Origin of the sequence: Rhodococcus sp. WAY2 (assembly GCF_009859915.1) — a bacterium.
Lineage (GTDB): Bacteria > Actinomycetota > Actinomycetes > Mycobacteriales > Mycobacteriaceae > Rhodococcus_F > Rhodococcus_F oxybenzonivorans.
Map to the genome: position 1 here is coordinate 1,249,872 of NZ_CP046572.1, position 21,325 is coordinate 1,271,196.

The following is a 21,325-nucleotide window of genomic DNA, read 5'->3' on the forward strand; positions in this document are numbered from 1 at the left end:
CCGGAACCATGGGCGAACTCGGGCCTGCCATTCGAGCGACAGGTTTAGGCTGATCGTCATCCTGGTTCCGACGCGACGAGGAGGTGGCGCTCGTGACAGAGATGGCGATCGACACGACGCTAGCGGTCGAGCATTTCGCGGCGATGCTCCGTGTCCCCACGGTGTCCACCCGGGACGACGCGAACACGGACTGGACGTTCTTCGCGCGTTTCCGGAGTCTTGTCGACGAGTTGTACCCACTGGTGCGGGAGAATCTCGACAAGGAGATCATTGCCTCGCATTCGCTCATGTACCACTGGGATGTCGGGGTGCCCGACAAGCCGATCGTGCTGATGGCGCACCAGGACGTCGTGCCCGCGCACGACGAGGGATGGACTCATCCACCGTTCGGCGGGGTCGTGGCGGACGACGCCGTTTGGGGGCGCGGCGCCATCGACGACAAGGGCGTGCTGGTCAGCATTCTCGAGGCAGTCGAAGGGCTGCTGCGCAGTGGTGTCGTCCCGGCCCGTGACGTCTATCTGGTTTTCGGCCACAACGAGGAGGTCGGAGGAGACGGCATTCCGCAGGTGGTGCACACGTTCCGGGAGCGGGGGATCGTGCCGGGTGTGGTCATCGACGAGGGCGGTGGAGTTGCCGGCGACGCGTTCCCCGGAGTCGACGCGACGCTCGCGGTCCTCGGAACTGCCGAGAAAGGGATCCTCGACCTGCAGTTGACGGCGAAGGACCCTGGTGGTCACGCGTCGATGCCGGGGAGGAAGACCGCTACCGCCCGGCTTGCCCGCGCCATCACCCGCGTCGACCACCACAAGTTCCCGGCCCGGCTCACCGAACCCACCGTCGACCTGCTCACCAACGTAGGCGTCCATGCGAAAGGTCCGCTGGGCACGATGCTCTCCCGGACCGACACATTCGGACCACTGTTGGCGAGGGTGCTGCCGCGCGCCGGTGCCCTGATGAACGCCATGTGCCGCACCACGGCAGTCGCTACCGTCCTGGAAGGCAGTGCCGCCAACAACGTGATGGCGGAGACGGCGCGTGCAGTGCTCGATATCCGCATACTGCCGGGCGACACCGTGAACGGCACCGTGGAACGGATACGGAAGACGATCCGCGACAACGACATACAACTCGACGTCCTCGGCGCCACCGAACCGTCACCGGTGTCGAGGACGGACGACGAGGTGTTCGCCCGACTCCGGCAGGTGGTAGCCGATACCTTTCCCGGGTCGATCGTGTCACCGTTTCTCCTGGTCGGCGCCACCGACGCCCGACACATGGCCCAGATCAGTGAGTACGTCTATCGCTTCTATCCCTTCGAGCTCGACGCCCGGAGTCGGGCGCTCATTCATTCCACGGACGAACGCCTGTCGATTGCCGGGTTACGGAACGGGATCGAGTTCTTCAGCCGGCTGATCCGCGACTGGCGTTAACGTTCCGGTGCGTCGGCTCGCCGGCCGGTCGAGGTCGCGTGGGCGAGCACGTCCTCGGCCATCGCCACGAGTTCGGCGGCAACCCGGTCGAGCGCCTGCGTACTGCGTTGCGCTCTCGACAGCACGAGTGCGCCTTCGATCGCGGAGATCGACATGGTGGCGACAGATTGGGCACGGGACATCCGTACGCCGTGCTGCCAGAGTGAGGCAGCGATGGTGGCCTCCCAGGAACTGAAGGCTTCACCCGCCGCATCCTTGGCCGTGGGGCATTCGCCGCCCGACAATGCGCCGGCGGCGACCGGGCACCCGGACGAGAAGTCCGTCTCCACGAGTTCCCGGCGGAACAGATCGATGATCAGGACGAGTGTCTCGACGGGGCCCTTGTTCGACAGGCTCTCGCTGATGAGCGACCCCATCAGGCCACCGGCCCGATGCGTGGCCTCCTCGGCCAGCTGACTCTTACCACCGGGAAAGTGGTGGTAGATCGACCCGCGGGGCGCGTCTGCGTGCGCGACGACGTCGGCCAGCGACGTCGCGTCGACGCCCCGCTCGCGGAAGAGGGTGACGGCACTCAGCAGCATCCGGTCCCGTGCAGTCGTTCGCCTACTCATTATGTCGACCAGCATAGCTCGTCGACCCGCTGTCGGAAGGCGTTCTCGAACTCCCTGCCGGACTTCGTGCGGAAACACGGAAACTTCCCATTGACTGTAACTAGGCGTAACGCATACTCTCGCCGCAGGAGATATGCAGCCCCGCATAACAGCGACGAGGAGTCGATTCCAGTGCCACACACCACGGCGGTTCATCCAGCCGCGCCTCGAACTACCGACAGCGGCATGAGTCGTCGAGCGCGCTACCTCGCGCTCCTCGTCATCTGCCTGGCCGAACTGCTCGTCGTTCTCGACAACACCATCGTCAACGTCGCGCTGCCCTCACTCGGCGTCGAGTTGCATACCGACATCAGCGGCCTGCAGTGGGTGGTGGACGCCTACACCCTGACCTTCGCGGGCTTGCTGCTCGCGTTCGGCCACCTCGGCGATCGGTACGGGCGGCGGCGGGTGATGATGATCGGGCTGGCCGGTGTCGCCGTCATGTCCGTGGGCGGCGCCCTCGCGACCGATCTGGGGCAGGTGATCGCCGCCCGGGCCGCCATGGGTGTGTTCGCCGCCGCGGTGTTCCCGGCGACGCTCGCGCTGATCATCAACATCTTCACCGATGTGAAGGAACGGGCGGTTGCCATCGCCGCCTGGACCGCAATGGCGGGAATCGCGATCGCGATCGGCCCGACCGCGGGTGGCTGGCTCCTCGAGCACTTCTCGTGGCATTCGGTGTTCTGGATCAATGTGCCGGTGGCAGTGGTCGTGCTGGTTCTCGCTCGGTTCCTGATTCCCGAGTCGAAGACCACCCACGTCGGCAGGCTCGATCTGCTCGGCATCGCCTTCTCGCTGCTCAGTGTGACCACGTTGGTGTGGACCATCATCGAAGCGCCGCACCAAGGATGGGTTTCGGCGATCAGCCTGTCCGGCTACGCGATGTCGGTCGTGTTCTTCGCGGCGTTCGTGTGGTGGGAATTGCGCACCGACTCCCCGGTCCTCAACATGCAGCTCTTCCGCATCCGGCGTTTCTCGTTGCCGGCGCTGGCGATCGCGGTTGCCTACTTCAGCATGTTCGGATTCCTCTTCATGATCACCCAGTACTTCCAGGGCGTGATGGAACTGACGCCGCTGCAGTTCGGGATCCACTCGTTGCCCTTCGCCGCGGCGATCGCCGTCGGCGCGCCGCTGGCTACGCTGATCGCGCAACGGATCGGCACCACCGCAGTCATCGTGTTCGGTCTCGTCGTCATGAGTGTCGGTATGTTCATCGCCGGGCAGGTGAAGGTCGAAACCCCCTACCTGGGTGCGGTGGTCGTCTCGATGGTGTTGATGGGGCTGGGCCTGGCCATCGTGCAGGGGCCGGCCACCGAATCGATCATGTCCTCGGTGCCGCTCGAGGAGGCCGGAGCCGGTTCCGCTGTCAACGACACCACCCGTGAGGCGGGCGGCACCCTCGGTGTCGCAGTACTGGGGTCGATCGTCGCTTCGGTATATACCACCAAGGTCGGACCGCGCATCGATGCCATCCCCGAGTTCCTGATGACGCCCTACGAGAAGAGCTTTGCGCGCGAAACGGTGATCAGTGTGCTCGAAATCGTGAAGCGACCTACCGTTCCCGCGTTCGCGCAGCAGAAGGCCGACCTCGTCTACGCCATGAAGGCGGCGTCGCTGGAGGGCTTCCAACTGGCCTCCTACGTCACCGTGTCGGTCTCGCTGCTCGTCGCTGTCGCGGTGGCCGTCTTCCTGCCGTGGAAGCCGGCCGCCGAATCCGTCCTGCTGGCCTGGAAAGAACCGTCCGCGAAGTAGTCGGCCTCGAACAGAAGGAACCTCGTATGAACAACGACTCCACCGGAAAGAACATGAGCGCCGACCTGATCGACCCACTGAAGCTTCCCTGTGGTCAGCGCTTGCCCAACCGGCTGATGAAGGCGGCACTCAGTGAGGGACTCGCGAACAAGGACCACGGTCCCGACCCGCGCCTCGAACGCCTGTACACCCGCTGGGGCAGTGGCGGCTACGGACTGGTCGTCACCGGAAACGTCATGGTCGATCGCAGCCACCTGGGCGAACCGGGCAATGTGGTCCTCGACGACGACCGAGACCTCGACGGGCTCCAACGATGGGCCAAGGCAACCCAGGACGGCGGCGCACCCATCTGGATGCAGCTGAATCATCCCGGACGACAGGCAAATCCACTCGTCACTCGCACTCGCCCCGTCGCTCCCTCGGCGGTGGCGTCGAACATCCCGGGAATGACCACACCACGTGCACTGACCGAATCGGAGATCGAGAACATCATCGATCGTTTCGCCGCGGCTGCGGGCATAGCGGAGACGGCGGGATTCAACGGTGTCGAGATACACGGTGCGCATGGATACCTGGTCTCGCAGTTCCTCTCACCGCTCTCCAATCAGCGCACCGACCGCTGGGGCGGCGACTCCGAGCGGAGGATGCGGTTCGTTCTCGAAATAGTCCGCCGGATCCGCTCCGTCGTGGCACCGAGCTTCGCTGTCGGCATCAAACTGAACTCGGCAGATTTCCAGCGCGGCGGATTCACCGAAACGGAGTCACGCTCGGTGGTCGAGCAGCTGTCCTCGGAGAGCATCGACCTGATCGAAATCAGCGGCGGCAGCTACGAATCCCCGGCCATGATGGGCCGGAACGCGAGTGTATCCACCAGTACGAGGCAGCGGGAGGCCTATTTCCTCGACTACGCCGCGTCGGTGCGCGAGGCGGCGGGTGACGTACCGCTTGCGGTCACCGGCGGATTCCGGTCGCGCTCCGCCATGGCCCGGGCCGTCGATTCCGGAGTGTGTGACGTGATCGGTCTCGGCCGTCCGACGGTGACCACCCCCGACGCGGGATCGGCGCTTCTCGTGGCGGGCGGCGACCGAGTCGACGCGACCCCGGTCTCTTTCGGTTTGCGCGGCGGACTGTCCCGGATCGCGAACCTCCGGGCACTGGACGGCGCCCTGGATCTGCAATGGCACACCGACCAGCTGGAGCGGCTGGGCGCCGGCATGGACCCCGACCTCGATCGGCCGTGGTGGAAGACCGCGGCGTCGATGATCAACCGGAACGGCGTCGGCGCTCTCCGCAGCAAGCGGGGTGGCTGACGGAAGAGTCCCCATACGGGTTTCCTCAGCGCAACGCGTACCGGATCTGCGGTCGTCCCGCCCGGCCGTACTCCGTGTGCCGCGCGAGGACGCCGTCGTCGGCCAGTCGTTCGAGGTACCGCCACGCGGTCACCCGGGACACGCCTATCGCGGCGGCCACCTCGGCCGCAGTCAGGGGTCCTGCTGCGTCCCGGATGCACGCGGAGACGTGGTCGAGTGTCTGCGGAGCCACACCTTTCGGCGCACTCGCGCGTTCATCGGAGGTGCGCAGGGCAGACATTGCCCGGTCGATGTCCTGCTGGCTCAACGCGTTACTGCCGGCCGGAAGCGCGTCCCGGAACTCGCGGTAGCGTTCCAGTTTGTCGCGGAACGCGGCGAAGGTGAACGGCTTCAGCAGATACAACGCGATCCCGCGGGCCACCGCGGTGCGCACCAACTCGAGGTCGCGGGCCGAGGTGACAGCAATGACGTCGGGGCTGGGCCGGATCCCGCTCAGCGCGGCCGCAACATCGAGACCACTCGAATCCGGCAAACCGAAGTCCAGCAGGACGAGGTCGATCGGATCCTCGGTGCTGCCGGCTTCCGCCACGGCGCGCATCGCACTGCTGCCGTCATGGACGACGGTATGCACGGAGAACCCGGGCACCCGCTCGACATACGCACGATGAGCCTCGGCGATCAGCGGCTCGTCCTCGACGATCATCACTCGAATCACGAAGCCGCTCCGGCGATCGGTATCTCTACGACGATCATCGAGCCCAGTGACGGTTCCGTGCGGATCGTTCCTCCGTGGCGTGTCACGACCTGCACGACGAGGGCGAGTCCCAGCCCGCGCTGGCCGGATTTCGTGGAATAGCCACGGGTGACGGCCTTGTCGAACTCCTCCGCGGGAATGCCCGGACCACTATCCGCAACACGCACGACCATCGACGAATCCTCCTCGCATACAGTGACTTCCACCCAGGGTCCGTCGGCCGTCTGCTCCGCAGATCCGCGCGCGGCGTCGATGGCATTGTCCACGAGGTTACCCACCAGGGTGACCAGTTCCCGCGCAGTGAGCGACGTAACGGGACCCAATGCGGTGTCCTCGGTGACGATCAAGTCGACGCCCCGTTCCGCCGCAACACCCACCTTGCCGAGCAACAGCGCTGCCAGTGCCGGTTCGTGTACCGCCGTCATCAGCCGGTCGATCAGCTCCTGGGACAGACGCAGATCATCCGTGGCGAACGCGATCGCGTCGTCGTAGCGACCCAGTTCCACCATCGTGATGATGGTGTGTAGCCGGTTGGCCGACTCGTGGGCCTGTGAACGCAAGGACTCGGCGAACCCGCGCACCGAGTCGAGTTCACCCATCACGCTTTGCATTTCGGTGCGGTCGCGCAAGGTCAGTACCGTGCCGATGCGCTGTCCCTCCCATTCGACGGGTTCGCGGCTGACGAGGAGAACGCGGTCGGTTGTCAGATGTATCTCGTCGCGCGGCTCGCCGGTGTCCGACGGGGCGGGAGCGGTGGCCGTACGCAGCGATGGTGGCAGGGCGGAAACGGGCACCGGGCCGTCGGGTAGGTCGAGTAGTCGGCGGGCCTCGTCGTTCACCACCTCGGCGGTCGCGTCGTCGCCGTCGGTTCGACCGAGAACCACCAGGCCCTCGCCGATCGAATGCAGAACGGCAGCGTGGTGCTCGTACATGCGGCGCAGCTCGTCCGGCGCCATTCCGAGTGTCTGCCGTCGTAGACGCCTGCTGAGCAGGAACGAGCCGGCCGCGGACACGCCCAGCCCGATAGCGGCGACGGCGAAGATGGTGGGCAGGCTCTTCGCCACCTGGCCGCCGATCTTCTCGCGGGTGACACCCACCGAGACGAGACCGACGATGCGGCCGCCGTCGTAGATGGGGGCCACCGCCCGGATGGACGGACCGAGCGAACCGGCGTAGGTCTCGGTGAACGTTTCCCCGGCGAGGGCACGCTCGATGTTTCCGGAGAACGTGCCACCGATGAGCTCCGGGCTGGTGTGCGTGAAGCGCGTGCGGTTCGGGGCCATCACCACGATGAAGTCGGTTCCGGTGGCCGTGCGGATCCGTTCGGTCTGCGGTTGGAGAATCGCGCTGGGGTCGGGAGTGCGCAGGGCTGCGACGGTGCCGTCGGACAGGGCCAGAGCCGTGGCCACCGCCGTCACCGCACGCCGGGTGCTGTCGTCGCTGTCGCGTCGCTGATCGAGGACGGCAAGCAGAGTTCCCGCAGCAATCACCAGCGTCAAGACCACCAATTGCAGGAGGAAGAGCTGACGCGCCACGCTCATGGGCCGTCTCGGCAGTCGTCGTCGCACCGCAGCTCTCCTGAACGTAATGAACACAAACTTCTCCAACCGAGCGATCGCTTACAAGATTCTCTACAAGACGTGATCGCGGTCACTACCCGGCTTATCGATCAGCTTGCCATTCGAACTGGAGGACCACCCCATGAGTACTGCGACAGGGAAAACGAAGAAGCGCGACCGTACCCACTGGTTGTACATGGGGGTCATCGTCGCCGTGGTCGCGGGCGTACTCGTCGGATGGCTCGCGCCGGGGGCAGGCAAATCGCTCGGTGTCCTGGGCACGATGTTCGTCGACCTGATCAAGATGATGATCAGCCCGGTGATCTTCTGCACCATCGTGCTGGGAATCGGGTCGGTGAAAGCAGCGGCCAAGGTCGGGAAGGTCGGCGGGCTCGCTCTCACCTACTTCATCGGCATGTCGACCGTCGCCCTCGGCATCGGCTTGGTGGTGGGCAACCTCCTCGACCCGGGCAGCGGCCTGAACGTCAGCCCCGACACCGCCGGAACCGGTGCCCAGCTGGCCGAGAAGGCGCACGGCGCAGGCGGCACCGTCGAGTTCATCGGGTCGATCATTCCCACGTCGCTGCTGTCCGCGCTCACCGAGGGCAACGTCCTGCAGACCCTGTTCGTGGCCCTGCTCGTCGGCTTCGGTCTGCAGGCGCTGGGTAAGCAGGGTGAGCCGATCCTGCGCGGAGTCGGTTACGTGCAGAAGCTCGTGTTCAAGATCCTGTCGATGATCCTGTGGCTGGCCCCGATCGGTGCCTTCGGCGCCATCGCCAACGTCGTCGGACAGACCGGACTCGGCGCAGTCGTTCAGCTCGCGACCCTGATGCTGGGCTTCTACCTGACCTGCCTGATCTTCGTCTTCGGTGTTCTCGGATCGATCTTGCGCGTCGTCGCCGGAGTGTCCATCTTCAAGCTCGTCCGCTACCTGGCCCGCGAGTACCTGCTGATCTTCGCCACGTCCTCGTCCGAGTCGGCCCTGCCCCGCCTCATCGCGAAGATGGAGCACATCGGCGTCGAGCGCACCACCGTCGGCGTCGTGGTCCCGACCGGATACTCGTTCAACCTCGACGGCACCGCGATCTACCTGACCATGGCATCGATCTTCATCGCCGACGCGATGGGCCAGCCGCTGTCGCTTCCCGAGCAGCTGTCGCTGCTGCTGTTCATGATCATCGCGTCCAAGGGCGCCGCCGGGGTGAGCGGTGCAGGTCTCGCTACCCTCGCCGGTGGGCTGCAGAGCCACCGCCCCGAACTGCTCGACGGCGTCGGACTGATCGTCGGCATCGACCGCTTCATGTCCGAGGCGCGCGCCGTCACCAACTTCTCCGGCAACGCCGTCGCGACGCTGCTCGTCGGCTCGTGGACGGACACCGTCGACAACGACCGCGTCCGCAAGGTCCTCGACGGAAAGCTGCCCTTCGACGAGGAGACCATGGTCGACGACGGTCACGGTGAAGTCGTCGAGCAGGAGAAGGCAACCCCTGCCCGCGAAGACGACTCCCGCGTGCTGCTCACCCACTGACACCACGAACGAACACGGAAGCGCTGTGCGCCCGGGCGGATCTCCGCTTGGGCGCACAGCGCTTGTTGTCGCTACGTTGGGTGTCATGACGACTCCTGTGCAGAACATTGCCATCAACACCCTGGGCGGCGTGCCCACCTCGCTCGGCGAATACGACGGGCGCGCAGTTCTCGTGGTGAACGTGGCCTCCAAGTGTGGGCTCACCCCCCAGTACAAGACCCTCGAAAAGCTGGCGACCGATTACGCCGACCGCGGTCTCACCGTCATCGGGATTCCGTGTAACCAGTTCATGGGACAGGAGCCCGGGACTGCCGAGGAGATCGAGACGTTCTGCTCCACCACCTACGGCGTCACCTTCCCCCTGCTCGAGAAGATCGAGGTGAACGGCGACAATCGTCATCCGCTGTACGAGGAGCTGACCAAGGCTGCCGACGCCGACGGGGAGGCGGGGGACGTGCAATGGAACTTCGAGAAGTTCCTCGTCGCACCCGACGGCACCGTCGTGAACCGGTTCCGTCCGCGCACCGAACCCGACGCCCCCGAGGTCGTCGCCGCGATCGAGGCTGTCCTGCCGAAGTAGGCCCTTCGGGCTCGTGCGCCTTTCTGGTGGCCCAGGCGACCAGAAAGGCGCACGACCTTTGCCTGGCGTTCACCTTGGGCTGTCACCCTGGAAGCCATGACCGGACAGTTGCTCGTGTCGGTGTCAGGACTTCGACAGGAAACGCGCGACTTCGCCGCCGCGTTCGCCGAGGAGATGGACGCGCGGGGTGTGCCGCTGTCGCTGCTGGTCGCTCCGCGCCTGAAAGACAAATACCGCCTGGTCAACGACCCGGCGACGCAGGACTGGCTGCGTCTGCGCCGTTCCCGGGGCGACGCCGTTGTCCTGCACGGCTACGACCAAGCCGCCACCAAACGTCGTCGCGCAGAGTTCGCGGCACTCCCCGAACACGAAGCCCGGCTGCGGTTGATCGCCGCCGACCGCGTGATGGAGCAGACCGGCCTGCGCACCCGGGTGTTCGCACCGCCGCGCTGGCTGGCGTCGCAGGGTGCCGTCGCGGCCCTGCCTTCCGCGGGGTTCCGGCTCCTCGCGAACATGACCGCTATCCACGACCTCGAACGGGGGTCGTCCGTACGGTCGCGCGTACTGGGCATCGGCGAGGGGTTCCGGGCGGAACCGTGGTGGTGTCGGGCGCTCGTCCACGGCTCGGGGCGCGCGGCGAAGCGCGGGGGAGTGGTCCGCCTCGCGGTCACGGCCAAACAGTTGGGTACCCCCGGCCCGCGGCAGGCGATGCTCGACGCCGTCGACCTGGCCCTTCAGTACGGCGCAGAGCCGACGGTGTACCGGTGGCAGCCGCGACATCCCCGGGTGGGCGCCGCCTGACCCGTGAGTACTTCTTAACAGTGGGCGGTTTGTGCTGTCTACGTTGATATGAGACACGGGTGTCTACGTAGATGCGAGACAGATTTTAGGCGGGTTGGAGTTGTCCTTGGTAGCGCTTGGTGTGGTCGAGGTGTAGGTGTCCGATCACGTTGCCGTCGGCGGTGTAGGCGGTGACGTGGTCGTCGTCGTGGAGCAGGGTGATGGTCTGCCCGGCTCTGCGCCGGCCGACGCTCAGTCGGGTGTGGGAGTCGATGCACACGGTGCCGGCGGAGGAGACGATCAGGGCGTGCACGGTGGCGTCGTGTTGGATCGGAAGTGCTTGTGGCCCACCGAGGAGTGGCGCGTTCTGCCAGGCCTGCAGTGGCGGCATCTTGACCGCACTGTGCGGGCGGTCGGTGTTGTAGAACCGCTGGTAGGTGTCGCAGAGCTGCTGCAGTTCGATCAGAGTGGTCGGTTGGGTGGGGTGAGTGGCCAACCATTGCTTGAAGGTGCGGTGGTGGCGTTCGACCTTCCCGCAGGTCTGTGGGTGGTATGGGGTGGAGTGGATCAGCCGCGCCCCGGCCCGCTTCACGACCCGGGTGAAGCCCGAGGTGCCGCCCTTGGTGCGGCGGGAGGTGAACGCGCTGCCGTTGTCGGCGAGTACCAGTGCCGGAACCCCGAAGTCGGTGAACGCGGCGGTGATCGCCGCGATCGCCCCGGCGGCGGTCTCGGCGTCCGCGACCCGGGTGGCGACCAGGGTGCGGGTGCAGTCGTCGAGGACCTCGAAGACGGTGGCCTTGGCTCCGGTCGCCAACCGAACTTCGGTGGCGTCGATCTGATAGCAGTCGCGGGGTTTGCGGTAGCAGAACCGGCGGTAGGACGATTTCGGGCGTTTCTTCGGCTCGGGGACGACCAGGTGGTAGCGGGAGAGGATCTTGTTGATCGTGGCCCGGGACGGGATGGTCCAGCCCTGCTCGGACCAGTGTTGTTTCTCGGCGACCGCGTTCAGGTGGTAGGCGATGGTGTCGGCGCCGCGCTCGTGATGGGGCAGGTTGAGGCGAAGCCGCACGATCTCGGCCTCCACCTCCCACGCGGTGGCGTGTGGGCAGGAGGTGGGCCGGCGGGACCGGGCGGTCCACCGGCCGTCCTCCTCGATCCGTTTCTTGTGCCGGTAGGCGGTGGCGCGGGAGATCCCGTGGTCGGTGCACCAGCGGGCGAAGTTCCCGTCGAACATGTCGGCGCCGGTGGTCTGCGAGACCACCAGCAGGGCGTGTAGCAGTTCCATGACGGCTTCCGTTCCGGTCATGAACCAAGTCCACGACCAGTCAGGTGCCTCATACCTCAATCGACAGCAGCGTGTCTCACATCTGGGTGGACATCATCTGTCTCACATGTCCCCAGACTCAACAAACAGTGGGCGGTTGAGAAGTACTCACAGGGGCGTCAGGCCACCTCGACGCTCGACTCGCTGGGAAGGGTGCGGAATTCGGTTCCTGCCGGTGCCATGTCGGTGTAACGACCGTAGAAGATGCCGGTGGCCTGGTCGGCGATGATCGCCTGATGAATGGGTACGGCGACCCGCGGCGCAACGGCGCGTAGGTAGTCGATCGCCTCGGATATCTTCAACCACGGCGCCGCGGCGGGCAGAGCCAGCACGTCCACCTTCTGTTCCGGGACGAACAGCGAGTCGCCCGGATGCAGGAGCTGTGCCGGATCGCCGGAGTCGCCGAGCAGGTAAGCGGTGTTGTCGATCATCGGGATGTCGGGGTGGATCACGGCGTGCGTACCGCCGGTGCCGCTGACATGGACGTCGCCGATGTCGAACTCGTCGCCGGCATGCACCCCCGTCCATCTACCGCCGAGCTGCGCCGCCGTCTGCGGATCCGAGTACAGCGCTGCGTCGGGGTTCGCCTCGACGAGAGCCGGCAATCGCTGCTGGTCGACATGGTCGGGATGTTGATGGGTGACCAGGATCGCGTCGAGCCCGGTGAGGCCCTCGAATCCGTGCGAGAAGTTGCCCGGATCGAACAGGATGGTGGAACCGTTCAACTCGACGAGGACGCAGCTGTGGCCGAAGTGAGTCAGTCGCATGGATTCGAGTATGCGCGCCCTCCGTCCGATGCGGGCTGCACACCGGTGGCCCGGTAAACTCCCTAGTGCCCGGTGTTCCACTCTGGGCTCGCGCACTACTAACGAGGAGCAGCACGTGGCCCGTGTCGTCGTCGAAGTCATGCCCAAGGCCGAGATTCTCGACCCCCAGGGGCAGGCCATTGCCGGGGCCCTGCCGCGGCTCGGGTTCGCTGGAATCTCGGATGTCCGCCAGGGGAAGCGTTTCGAGCTCGAGGTCGACGGCAGCGTCGACGACGCGCAGCTCGAGAAGATCGCCGAGGCCCTGCTGGCCAACACGGTGATCGAGGACTGGACCGTGAGGCGCGTCGAAGCATGAGTGCACGCGTCGGAGTCATCACTTTCCCCGGCACCCTCGACGACGTCGACGCCGTCCGTGCGGTGAAACTCGCCGGCGGCGAGGCCGTGAACCTCTGGCACGGAGACGCCGACCTCAAGGGCGTCGACGCGGTTATCGTCCCGGGTGGCTTCTCGTACGGTGACTATTTGCGAGCAGGCGCGATCGCGCGCTTCGCCCCCGTCATGGGCAAGGTCGTTCAGGCAGCTCAGGGGGGCATGCCCGTCCTCGGTATCTGCAACGGTTTCCAGGTGCTGTGCGAGGCCGGTCTGCTGCCGGGCGCACTCACCCGCAACGAGGGCCTGCATTTCATCTGCCGTGACGAGTGGCTCAGGGTGGAATCCACATCGACGGCGTGGACGTCGCGTTACGAGTCGGGTGCCGAGATTCTCATTCCGCTGAAGTCGGGTGAGGGCCGTTACCAGGCTCCCAAGAAAGTACTGGACGAGCTCGAGGGTGAAGGCCGGGTCGTCTTCCGGTTCGCGGGCGACAACCCCAACGGGTCTCAGGGCGCAATCGCCGGCATCTCCTCAGCCAACGGACGTGTCGTCGGCCTGATGCCACACCCGGAGCACGCCACCGAAGCTCTCACCGGTCCCAGCGACGATGGGCTCGGCATGTTCTATTCCGTCCTCGACAGCGTCATTTCCGCCTGACCTGGACGTTTCGCCCTACGCCGATGCCTTGTCGCTCTCGATGAGCGACTCGGCGTCGGCTTCGGTGTGCAGGACCGTTAACGGCGTCAGTGCACCGATCTCATCGATGATGCGTTCGGGAGCGTCGTGCACGCTGATGCACGGAATGCCTTCTCTGCGGACTCGCTGCAACATGGTGGCCTCGGAAGGAAGACAGAGGCCATCGAGAACGTCTTCGGTGGCGACCGCACACACCACCGGCCCGCCGGCGAATGTCCTGGTGGTTTCCAGCCCGTGGCCGGTCGCCCACACCCGCATCGCGGCCCAATGAATCACCTCGATGAACTGGGTGGGGTTGCCGATGAACAACAACCGCCGCACAGGATGCTTCACTCTCGACGTCACACGCCCCTCCGTTGTCAGTTGCGGCCCTATGTCAGTTGCGGTTCTCGGGCGCTTCGTCGTGCGCGAACATCGCTTCTATACGCGATTTGATCTCTTCGGTACTCATCGACGACCTGCGTTTCTCCGGGGTCGCCGTTGCGGGCGCGGTGTGCGTCTTCGGTCCGGTCATTGTTGGTATCGGCTCTCTCAACTTGCGTGTCGGTTGGCGAGCATGGGTGCCCAGGTCTCGTCCAGGGCGGCCGTCTCGGCCCCGTGGAGCCGACTGGCCTCTGCTACTGCGCGAGAATCCTTCGCCGCCAGATCGATGAGACGTTCCGCGGCGCGGCGAACATCGACGTGGTGCCTGCGCGCCACATCCATCAGTTCGTCGAACGCTGCGTCGCCGCTGTATCCGCGGCACTCGATCAGGATGTGCTCCGCCGTGGCCAGTACGTCACGTTCGGTGCGCTGCTGTCGTAGGGGCTGTGATCGTAGATCGACTACGTTGTGGGACATCGGTTCTCTCTTCAAGATTGGTTGCAATCGAGCGCCGATCGAGGAATTGCCTCGACTCGATGCCGAATCATCGTGTGATAGCAGTATTCCCACTGAATGTCCGGTCGAATCCGGACGGAGACAAGTGCATCGAGCAGCGAATAGCGGTGTGAGGATCCGACCGGACATTCCGGCCGATTCGCTGCAGGCGTCGTCGAGGTTGTGAGGGCAACATCGTCCACCGCGACACCCATAGTGTGGTCCTACCTTGCCTCGGGAAGGAAGGCGCGAAAATCGCTGAAACCGAGTGGGGTTGAGTCTTGAAATTCCCGCGCGGCGACGAATCCCGGCGTCGGCTGCGTGCTCAACCTTCGCTCAGGATAGCGTGCCGCGCATGTTTCGGCAATGAAAACTGCCGAGTAACGAGTGGAAATGTGTTGTCACTCAGCAACCGGCATGCCGGTTGCTGCCGACTACTTCTGTCGCCGACTACTTCGCGGCTCGAAACACGACGATCTGCTCGCGGGACTGCCCGGGCTCTATGAGACCGCGCTCCTCGAGCATCTTCCGCCGTCCCTCGAGAACCGGCCCGAAGGGGATTTCTGCCGTGGCTGCTAACTCGACCCTCAAATTCTGCTCTTCGAGCATCGTCTGGGTCTTCTCGATCCCACTGAGCGCGGACTGGGCGAGGAGGAGTACCCCACCGGGAGCCAGCACGTCCGGTGATTGAGCGCAGATCCTGTCGAGCAGGGCGCGACCGTTCTTGCCCGCGTCCCACGCCCGGGCAACACCTCGCGCGGGAAGGGCGTCGTCGTGTGCGGGAACGTACGGCGGGTTGGACACGATGAGATCGAATCGCTCGGACCGAATCGACTCGGTGAGGTCACCGCGGAGAACGCGAATCGGGAGTCTCCTCGTCAGCGCGTTGAGCCGGATACTGAGCACTGCCCGGAGCGACACGTCCACCGCGGTGACCGATCCGGCACCGGCCTCAGCTGCCCGGACGCTCAGGGCGCCGGTGCCTGCACAGAGGTCGAGAACGCGTGAGGAAGGCCCTAGCTCCTCGGCTGCGATCACGTCAGCCAGCATCTCCGTATCGTCCTGTGGGCGATAGACTCCAGGAAGACGTAGCAGCATCTGGGCTCCTTGGTCGGTGAGAGTGCGAGGTGAGTCCGAACTCTGTCACCGGGCACTCTCGGCAATGTCGAGTCGAACGGCAGTGTCGATTGGGGTCCAATTACCCGGGACGCGCCCGGATCAATCAGTTCCGTGTCCACGGCGCGCGCACGCACCGTCGACCTGGCACGATCGACAAGGTGAGCTACAGCCAGCAGTTGCGGAATCTAGCGGCCCGGCACGGCGTGGCGACGTCGTACGAGGGATGGGACGAGCAACGTCACGAGGTCGGGGACGAGACACTGCGCACCGTCCTCGCGGCGATGGATGTCCCGGCCGACACCGACGTCGAGGTCGAGGATGCGCTCGCAGAGTGCGAACTGGCTCCTTGGCGACGGGCACTGCCACCGGTCGTCGTCGGAGTGCAGGGCACCGAGGCACGCTTCGTCGTCCACGTGCCGCACGGTGACCCCGTCACCGTCACGATCGTCACCGAATTCGGCGACGAGGTCGCGGCGCGGCAGCTCGACGTGTGGGTCGATCCGCGAGAGGTCGATGGCGCCCTGATCGGCCGCGCGACTTTCGCCGTCCCCGCCGACGTACCCTCGGGGTGGCACGAGATCCGCGCGTCGACGTGGAGAAACGGGACGGATCCGTCCGACGCTACGTCAGAGTCGTGCACGCTCGTCGTCACGCCGGCCAGGTTGTCGACATCGAATTCTCTCAGCGACCGGCAACGGTGGGGAGTCCTTGCCCAGCTGTACTCCGTGCGTTCCCGTCGTTCGTGGGGTCTCGGCGACTTCGGGGACCTGGGGGACTTGGCCACGATCTTCGGTTCCGTGCACGGCGCCGACTACGTTCTGGTGAATCCGCTGCATGCGGCGCAACCGAAACCCCCGGTCGAGGCGTCTCCCTATCTGCCGACCACGCGCAGGTTCGTCAATCCGCTGTACATCCGCGTTGAGAACATCCGGGAGGCCGCGTACCTGCCCCGTCCGCACTACGCCCGTATGCGTGAGGCGGCGGCCCGTTTCGAGCGGGCCAACGGCAAGGCCGATCGGATCGACAGGGACAGGTCCTACCGCGCCAAACTCCGGACACTCGAGCGGGTCTTCCGAGTCGAGCGCAGCGCAAGTCGTCAGCAGGCGTTCGACGAATTCCGCCGCACCGAAGGGGACGGGCTCCGCGACTTCGCGACCTGGTGCGCCCTCGCCGAGAAATTGTCTCCGCGGGACCCGCGATGGCAGACGAAGGCTGCCTCGCCCGACACCGAATGGGTGCGAGCACAACGCGACAAGCTCTCCGATCGCATCGAATTCCATTCTTGGTTGCAGTGGATCTGCGACGAACAACTCGCCGAGGCTCAGCACGCTGCCCGCGCGGCAGGCATGGACATCGGTGTCGTGCACGACCTGGCGGTCGGTGTCCAGCATGGCGGAGCGGACGCCTGGTCGCTCGGATCCGCTCTCGCGGAAGGTATTACGGTCGGCGCTCCACCTGACGACTTCAACCAGCAGGGCCAGTCCTGGGATCAGCCGCCATGGCGGCCCGATCGGCTCGCCGAATTGGGCTATGCCCCCTACCGCGACATGCTGCGCACCGTGCTCAAGCATGCAGGTGGACTGCGCGTCGACCATATCCTCGGCCTGTTCCGACTGTGGTGGATACCGAAGGGTGCGGCGTCACCGGCGGAAGGGACCTACGTCACCTACGACCACGAAGCCCTCATCGGGATTCTGGTTCTCGAGGCGGAACGCGCGGGGGCCGTCGTCATCGGCGAAGACCTGGGTGTCTTCGAGCCGATGGTGCAGGAGTATCTCGCCGAACGCGGCGTGTTGGGGACGTCGATTCTGTGGTTCGAACGCGACGACGACGGACCCATTCCGCCCGAGAAATACCGTTCCCTGTGTCTGACTTCCGTGACGACGCACGATCTTCCACCGACCGCCGGGTATCTCGCGGGCGAACACATCGAATTGCGTTCGCGGCTGGGCCTTCTCGAACGGGACCTCGAAAACGAGAAAGAACACGACACGCGTCAGCGCGAATCCGTTCTGCAGATGGCCCGGGACCGCGGGCTGTCGGAGGGCGGCGCGTCGATCGAGGACACCGTGAAGGCGTTGTACGCGTTGATCGGCCGGAGTCCCTCCATGTTGCTGGGAGTTGCACTCGTCGACCTCGTCGGCGAGCACCGCATCCAGAATCAACCGGGCACGGGCGATGCCCAGTACCCGAACTGGAAGATTCCCCTGGCCGACGCCTCAGGTAAGGCGGTTCCTCTCGAGGAACTGGCGCGGGCCGACTACAGCTACGTCGAATGCGAGGCGGTCACAGCGCAAGGGCACTCCTGACTCTGGCTTGCGTCGACACGTGCATTCCTTGACGGGGGCGGCGGTGATGCCTGAACGGGGGCCGCCTCGGCGGCTGTCGGGATGGTGAGAGCGACGGTCTGTGGTGACGCGTGTCCGGTGTGGACCGGTCATGAGGGCCCCGATCGGGGTTCGGTACGCATCCCTGGGCGCAGAACTCGTGAAAAGTTGGCGAACCTGCGATTGCGGCAGTGATTCGAATACCGGCGCCGGGGTATTCGGATTCTGTCACCGGTCGGTCAGGAAGTGCGCCGACGCCGAATGAGAGGCGTTGGGTGCGAGTGCCGCCCCACGCCTCACCGCGGAGGAAGGGGTGCGGCCGTGCTGATAGACGTCCCGCGGCTCGTCGTGGGGGTGCGACGATGAGCTTGCGACCACTCGACAGCGCACGATCGGATGTACCCGGTTCCAGCCGCGGTCCGTCGGTCGGAGTGGAGGAAGAGTTCTTCCTCGTCGACGCGTCGACGAACCGAATGCTCGAGTGCAATCGGGAGGTCGTCGACAGTGCCCGAAGCCTGGGCGGCACGCTCGATCTGGAGCTGAAGACGAGCCAGGTGGAGACCAACACCCCGGTGTGCCGCGGAATGCGCCAGTTGTACGAGCAGATCGCGGGGGCTCGCTCGGTTGCGGCGGCGGCAGCGACCCAGCACGGGGCGGCCCTGTTGTCCACGGGGGTGCCGCCGATGTGCGGTGAGTTCTCGACGATCACCGATGTACCCCGTTACCAGCGGATGGCCGAGCGGTACGGGTCTCTCGTGTCCGAGCACGAGGTGTGTGGTTGCCACGTGCACGTGGCGATCAGTGACCGCGAGACCGCGGTGCAGGTGTGCAATTATCTGCGGCTCTGGCTGCCGACTCTCCTCGCGCTGACCGCGAACTCTCCGATCCATCGAGGCCGCGACACCGGGTTCGCGAGCTGGCGGGCGGTGCTCGGAGGCCGGTGGGCGTGCTCGTGGGCACCTCCGTACTTCACATCGGCCGATCACTACGACTCGGTGGTCGGCGTGATGATCGAATCCGGCGGGATTCTCGACGAGGCGATGGTGTACTGGGACGTCCGCCCCTCCGCGCACCTTCCCACCGTCGAGGTCCGGGTCAGTGACGTGCCCGGCACCGTCGACGAAACGGTGGTCGTGGCCACGCTGATTCGTGCCCTGGTCGCAGCAGCGGAGCGTTCGGTACATGCCGGACGGCTAGCGCTTCCGGTGGCGCCCGAGGTGCTGCGGGCCGCATATCTGCGTGCCGCGCGCGAAGGCGTCAGCGGGCAATTGCTCGACGTCACCTCTTCGCGGTTGATCACACCTGCGCGCCAGCTGACCTCACTGATTCGTCACGTGCAGACGGAACTCGACGAGTTCGGTGAACGCAGCAGGGTGGAGAAGATGATGAAGAAGATCCTGGCCCAGGGCAACGGCGCTACGCGGCAGCGGGAGGCGTTCTCCCGGCGACAGGACGCGGCTGACGTGGTGTCGGTTGCGGCTCGCCACACGCTCGCGGGTTCGTGGCCCGCTGCGATCCGCGAGCGCGACACCGTTCATTGAAGGCCGACACCGCACGATGACATCGGGGAAGGAAATCGACGTGGCCGAACGTAAAGCTTCCGTCTTCGAGGTGGAGCACGAAATCGATGCCGACACGATCCGGAAGGCGCAGCGGGCGGTCGCGTCGCGTTCGCGCGATGCTCACGATTGCAAGGATCTGTTGTCGATCCTCGGGATCCTGCACATCACACCGGCTCCCGAGTGACACCGCGGCCCGCGCAGGAGCCGAAAACGTGTCGGTGAGCGGGGATAGGGTGCGCCCATGGCACTCGAACTCGGCATGATCACCTTCGACAGCACAGATCCCGGACCGCTGGCCACCTGGTGGGCGGAGCAGACTGCGGGCACGGTCGAGCAGGAGAACGACGGATGGTTCTATGTCGTCGCGCTTCCGAACTCGCCGTACAAGCTCGCCTTCCAAAAGGTGGACGACCCCACGCCGGGGAAGAACCGCATTCACCTCGACCTGACGTCCGAGAATCTCGACGGCGAGGTGGGCAGACTGACCGTCGGGGGCGCGACGGAGGTGGCGCAACACGAGATGGACGGATTCCGCTGGGTCACCCTCGCCGATCCCGACGGCAATCAGTTCTGCGTCTCGGGTCCACACAGCTAGCACCGCGTCCTGCATGATTGGCTCCATGCATTCCACTACGTGGGCCGACGCCCAGGGCCTGTGCACCTTCGTCGATGCGTCACCGTCGCCCTTCCATGTGTGCGCGACGGTGTCGATGTTGCTGTCCGGCAACGGATTTACCGAGCTGCACGAGACGGACTCGTGGCCCGGCGAACCTGGCCGCTACTTCCTGGTTCGCGGCGGATCACTCATCGCCTGGAGCACCGAGCGGGTCGGGCGGACGGCGCCGTTCCGCATCGTCGGCGGGCACACCGACAGCCCGAACCTGCGCGTCAAGCAGCATCCCGATCTGTGGTCGGCCGGGTGGCAGATGGTGGGTCTCGAGCCGTACGGGGGTGCGTGGCTCAATTCGTGGCTCGACCGCGACCTGGGTATCTCGGGACGCCTGAGCGTGCGGGTCGGCAACGTGGTGGAACAGAAACTCGTTCGCATCGACCAACCGATCCTGCGGGTCCCGCAGCTCGCAATTCACCTGTCGGAGGATCGCAAGGGAGTGCACCTCGACCCGCAACGACACCTCAACGCGGTCTGGGGTGTCGGTTCGGGACGTCGATCCTTCATCGACTTCGTCGCGGACCGGGCCGAGGTGCCCGCGGATTCGGTGCTCGGCTGGGAACTGATGACCCACGACCTCGCGCCCAGTGCGGTGGTCGGGACGGAGGAGGATCTCGTCAGCGCGCCGCGGCTCGACAACCAGGGCACCTGCTACGCCGGAACCCAGGCACTGCTCGCCGCCGCCGAGTACCCGGCAGGTGATCACGTGCCCGTGCTCGCGCTCTTCGATCACGAGGAGGTCGGGAGTATGTCGGATCGCGGGGCGTTCTCGGACCTGCTCAACACCGTTCTCGAGCGCATCGTGCTCGGCCGGGGTGGCGGGCGCGAAGAATTCCTGCAGGCCATGGCCGGCTCGTTGTGTGCGTCGGGCGACATGGCGCACGCCACGCACCCCAACTATCCGGACCGCCACGAACCCGCACACCAGATCGCCGTCAACGCCGGGCCGGTCCTCAAGGTCAATCAGAATCTGCGCTACGCCACCGACGCGGCGGGCGCGGGAGCGTTCGCGCTGGCGTGCGATCAGGCCGGCGTGCCGTTGCAGAGGTATGTGCACCGCGCCGATCTGCCGTGCGGGTCGACCATCGGCCCGATCACCGCCTCACGAACCGGTCTGAGCACCGTCGACGTCGGTGCCGCTCAACTGGGCATGCACTCTTCGCGGGAACTGATGGGTGCCCGCGACGTGCGGGCATACTCCGACGCCCTTGCGGCGTTCCTCACACCGACAGCCTGACGCCGGGCAGGCCGGTGAGCGCCAGGTCGATGGCGGAAGAAGGTGCCGGA

21 protein-coding genes are annotated in these 21,325 nt (G+C 65.7%); 13 read left to right on the plus strand and 8 right to left on the minus strand.

Features of this window, described 5'->3' with window-relative positions; all coding sequences use genetic code 11:
• Positions 1-101: 101 nt before the first annotated feature.
• Positions 102-1,430 carry a M20/M25/M40 family metallo-hydrolase gene (locus GFS60_RS05875; protein ID WP_236603477.1) on the plus strand — a complete coding sequence of 443 codons (1,329 nt, stop codon included), beginning with the start codon at positions 102-104 and terminating at the stop codon, positions 1,428-1,430.
• Here GFS60_RS05875 and GFS60_RS05880 read toward each other — a convergent pair.
• Positions 1,427-2,041 (minus strand): TetR/AcrR family transcriptional regulator, encoded by a 615-nt coding sequence (locus GFS60_RS05880; RefSeq protein WP_236603387.1) that lies wholly within the window; start codon positions 2,039-2,041, stop codon positions 1,427-1,429. The two genes, GFS60_RS05875 and GFS60_RS05880, sit on opposite strands and share 4 nt — an antisense overlap.
• Before the next feature lie 225 nt (positions 2,042-2,266).
• Between GFS60_RS05880 and GFS60_RS05885 the strand changes: the two genes are divergently transcribed.
• Together GFS60_RS05885 and GFS60_RS05890 are read left to right on the plus strand one after the other, a co-directional pair.
• On the plus strand, positions 2,267-3,832 hold the full coding sequence (locus GFS60_RS05885; protein ID WP_159919593.1) for an MFS transporter: 1,566 nt from the start codon (positions 2,267-2,269) through the stop codon (positions 3,830-3,832).
• A gap of 26 nt (positions 3,833-3,858) precedes the next feature.
• Positions 3,859-5,142: an NADH:flavin oxidoreductase/NADH oxidase family protein gene (locus tag GFS60_RS05890; protein ID WP_236603388.1), complete on the plus strand. Its 1,284-nt coding sequence runs from the start codon at positions 3,859-3,861 to the stop codon at positions 5,140-5,142.
• Positions 5,143-5,167: 25 nt separating this feature from the next.
• Here the strand turns inward: GFS60_RS05890 and GFS60_RS05895 are convergent, their stop codons facing one another.
• On the minus strand, positions 5,168-5,857 hold the full coding sequence (locus GFS60_RS05895) for a response regulator (protein WP_159919595.1): 690 nt from the start codon (positions 5,855-5,857) through the stop codon (positions 5,168-5,170).
• Positions 5,854-7,437: a sensor histidine kinase gene (locus GFS60_RS05900; protein WP_159919597.1), complete on the minus strand. Its 1,584-nt coding sequence runs from the start codon at positions 7,435-7,437 to the stop codon at positions 5,854-5,856. The genes GFS60_RS05895 and GFS60_RS05900 overlap by 4 nt, the downstream gene beginning before the upstream one ends.
• A 160-nt stretch (positions 7,438-7,597) precedes the next feature.
• Here GFS60_RS05900 and GFS60_RS05905 point away from each other — a divergent pair, with 160 nt between their 5' ends.
• From GFS60_RS05905 to GFS60_RS05915, 3 genes are all read left to right on the plus strand, one after another.
• Entirely contained in the window at positions 7,598-8,983 is a 1,386-nt protein-coding gene (locus GFS60_RS05905) for a cation:dicarboxylate symporter family transporter (protein WP_159919599.1), read from the plus strand.
• A gap of 85 nt (positions 8,984-9,068) precedes the next feature.
• On the plus strand, positions 9,069-9,563 hold the full coding sequence (locus GFS60_RS05910) for a glutathione peroxidase (RefSeq protein WP_159919601.1): 495 nt from the start codon (positions 9,069-9,071) through the stop codon (positions 9,561-9,563).
• Positions 9,564-9,659: 96 nt separating this feature from the next.
• On the plus strand, positions 9,660-10,364 hold the full coding sequence (locus GFS60_RS05915; protein WP_159919603.1) for a DUF2334 domain-containing protein: 705 nt from the start codon (positions 9,660-9,662) through the stop codon (positions 10,362-10,364).
• An 85-nt stretch (positions 10,365-10,449) separates the two neighbouring features.
• Here the strand turns inward: GFS60_RS05915 and GFS60_RS05920 are convergent, their stop codons facing one another.
• Complete coding sequence (locus GFS60_RS05920) at positions 10,450-11,649, minus strand: DDE-type integrase/transposase/recombinase (RefSeq protein WP_236603167.1); 1,200 nt, start codon at positions 11,647-11,649, stop codon at positions 10,450-10,452.
• Positions 11,650-11,786: 137 nt separating this feature from the next.
• The gene (locus GFS60_RS05925) at positions 11,787-12,434 is read right to left on the minus strand and encodes an MBL fold metallo-hydrolase (RefSeq protein ID WP_159919605.1); all 648 of its coding nucleotides are present in this window, start codon (positions 12,432-12,434) and stop codon (positions 11,787-11,789) included.
• 115 nt (positions 12,435-12,549) lie between these two features.
• Between GFS60_RS05925 and purS the strand changes: the two genes are divergently transcribed.
• Together purS and purQ are read left to right on the plus strand one after the other, a co-directional pair.
• Positions 12,550-12,789 carry a phosphoribosylformylglycinamidine synthase subunit PurS gene (purS, locus tag GFS60_RS05930; RefSeq protein ID WP_109327158.1) on the plus strand — a complete coding sequence of 80 codons (240 nt, stop codon included), beginning with the start codon at positions 12,550-12,552 and terminating at the stop codon, positions 12,787-12,789.
• On the plus strand, positions 12,786-13,463 hold the full coding sequence (gene purQ / locus GFS60_RS05935) for a phosphoribosylformylglycinamidine synthase subunit PurQ (RefSeq protein WP_159919607.1): 678 nt from the start codon (positions 12,786-12,788) through the stop codon (positions 13,461-13,463). Before purS ends, purQ begins: the two co-directional genes overlap by 4 nt.
• Before the next feature lie 15 nt (positions 13,464-13,478).
• Here the strand turns inward: purQ and GFS60_RS05940 are convergent, their stop codons facing one another.
• The 3 genes from GFS60_RS05940 to GFS60_RS05950 all read right to left on the minus strand — a co-directional run bounded on the left by GFS60_RS05940 (position 13,479) and on the right by GFS60_RS05950 (position 15,458).
• Positions 13,479-13,847 (minus strand): hypothetical protein, encoded by a 369-nt coding sequence (locus tag GFS60_RS05940; protein WP_159919609.1) that lies wholly within the window; start codon positions 13,845-13,847, stop codon positions 13,479-13,481.
• A gap of 186 nt (positions 13,848-14,033) precedes the next feature.
• Positions 14,034-14,342: an ANTAR domain-containing protein gene (locus GFS60_RS05945; protein ID WP_159919611.1), complete on the minus strand. Its 309-nt coding sequence runs from the start codon at positions 14,340-14,342 to the stop codon at positions 14,034-14,036.
• A 468-nt stretch (positions 14,343-14,810) separates the two neighbouring features.
• Positions 14,811-15,458 (minus strand): HemK2/MTQ2 family protein methyltransferase, encoded by a 648-nt coding sequence (locus tag GFS60_RS05950; RefSeq protein WP_159919613.1) that lies wholly within the window; start codon positions 15,456-15,458, stop codon positions 14,811-14,813.
• Between the two features lie 179 nt (positions 15,459-15,637).
• On the opposite strand from GFS60_RS05950, the gene malQ reads away from it, so the two are divergent.
• The 5 genes from malQ (at position 15,638) to GFS60_RS05970 (ending at position 21,275) form a co-directional block, all read left to right on the plus strand.
• On the plus strand, positions 15,638-17,788 hold the full coding sequence (malQ, locus tag GFS60_RS05955) for a 4-alpha-glucanotransferase (protein WP_159919615.1): 2,151 nt from the start codon (positions 15,638-15,640) through the stop codon (positions 17,786-17,788).
• A 380-nt stretch (positions 17,789-18,168) separates the two neighbouring features.
• Complete coding sequence (locus tag GFS60_RS05960) at positions 18,169-19,347, plus strand: carboxylate-amine ligase (RefSeq protein ID WP_159919617.1); 1,179 nt, start codon at positions 18,169-18,171, stop codon at positions 19,345-19,347.
• A 40-nt stretch (positions 19,348-19,387) separates the two neighbouring features.
• Positions 19,388-19,552: a hypothetical protein gene (locus GFS60_RS38550; protein WP_201453512.1), complete on the plus strand. Its 165-nt coding sequence runs from the start codon at positions 19,388-19,390 to the stop codon at positions 19,550-19,552.
• Between the two features lie 57 nt (positions 19,553-19,609).
• Entirely contained in the window at positions 19,610-19,963 is a 354-nt protein-coding gene (locus GFS60_RS05965) for a VOC family protein (RefSeq protein ID WP_159919619.1), read from the plus strand.
• Between the two features lie 25 nt (positions 19,964-19,988).
• Positions 19,989-21,275 (plus strand): M18 family aminopeptidase, encoded by a 1,287-nt coding sequence (locus GFS60_RS05970; protein ID WP_159919621.1) that lies wholly within the window; start codon positions 19,989-19,991, stop codon positions 21,273-21,275.
• The last annotated feature ends 50 nt before the right edge of the window (positions 21,276-21,325 follow it).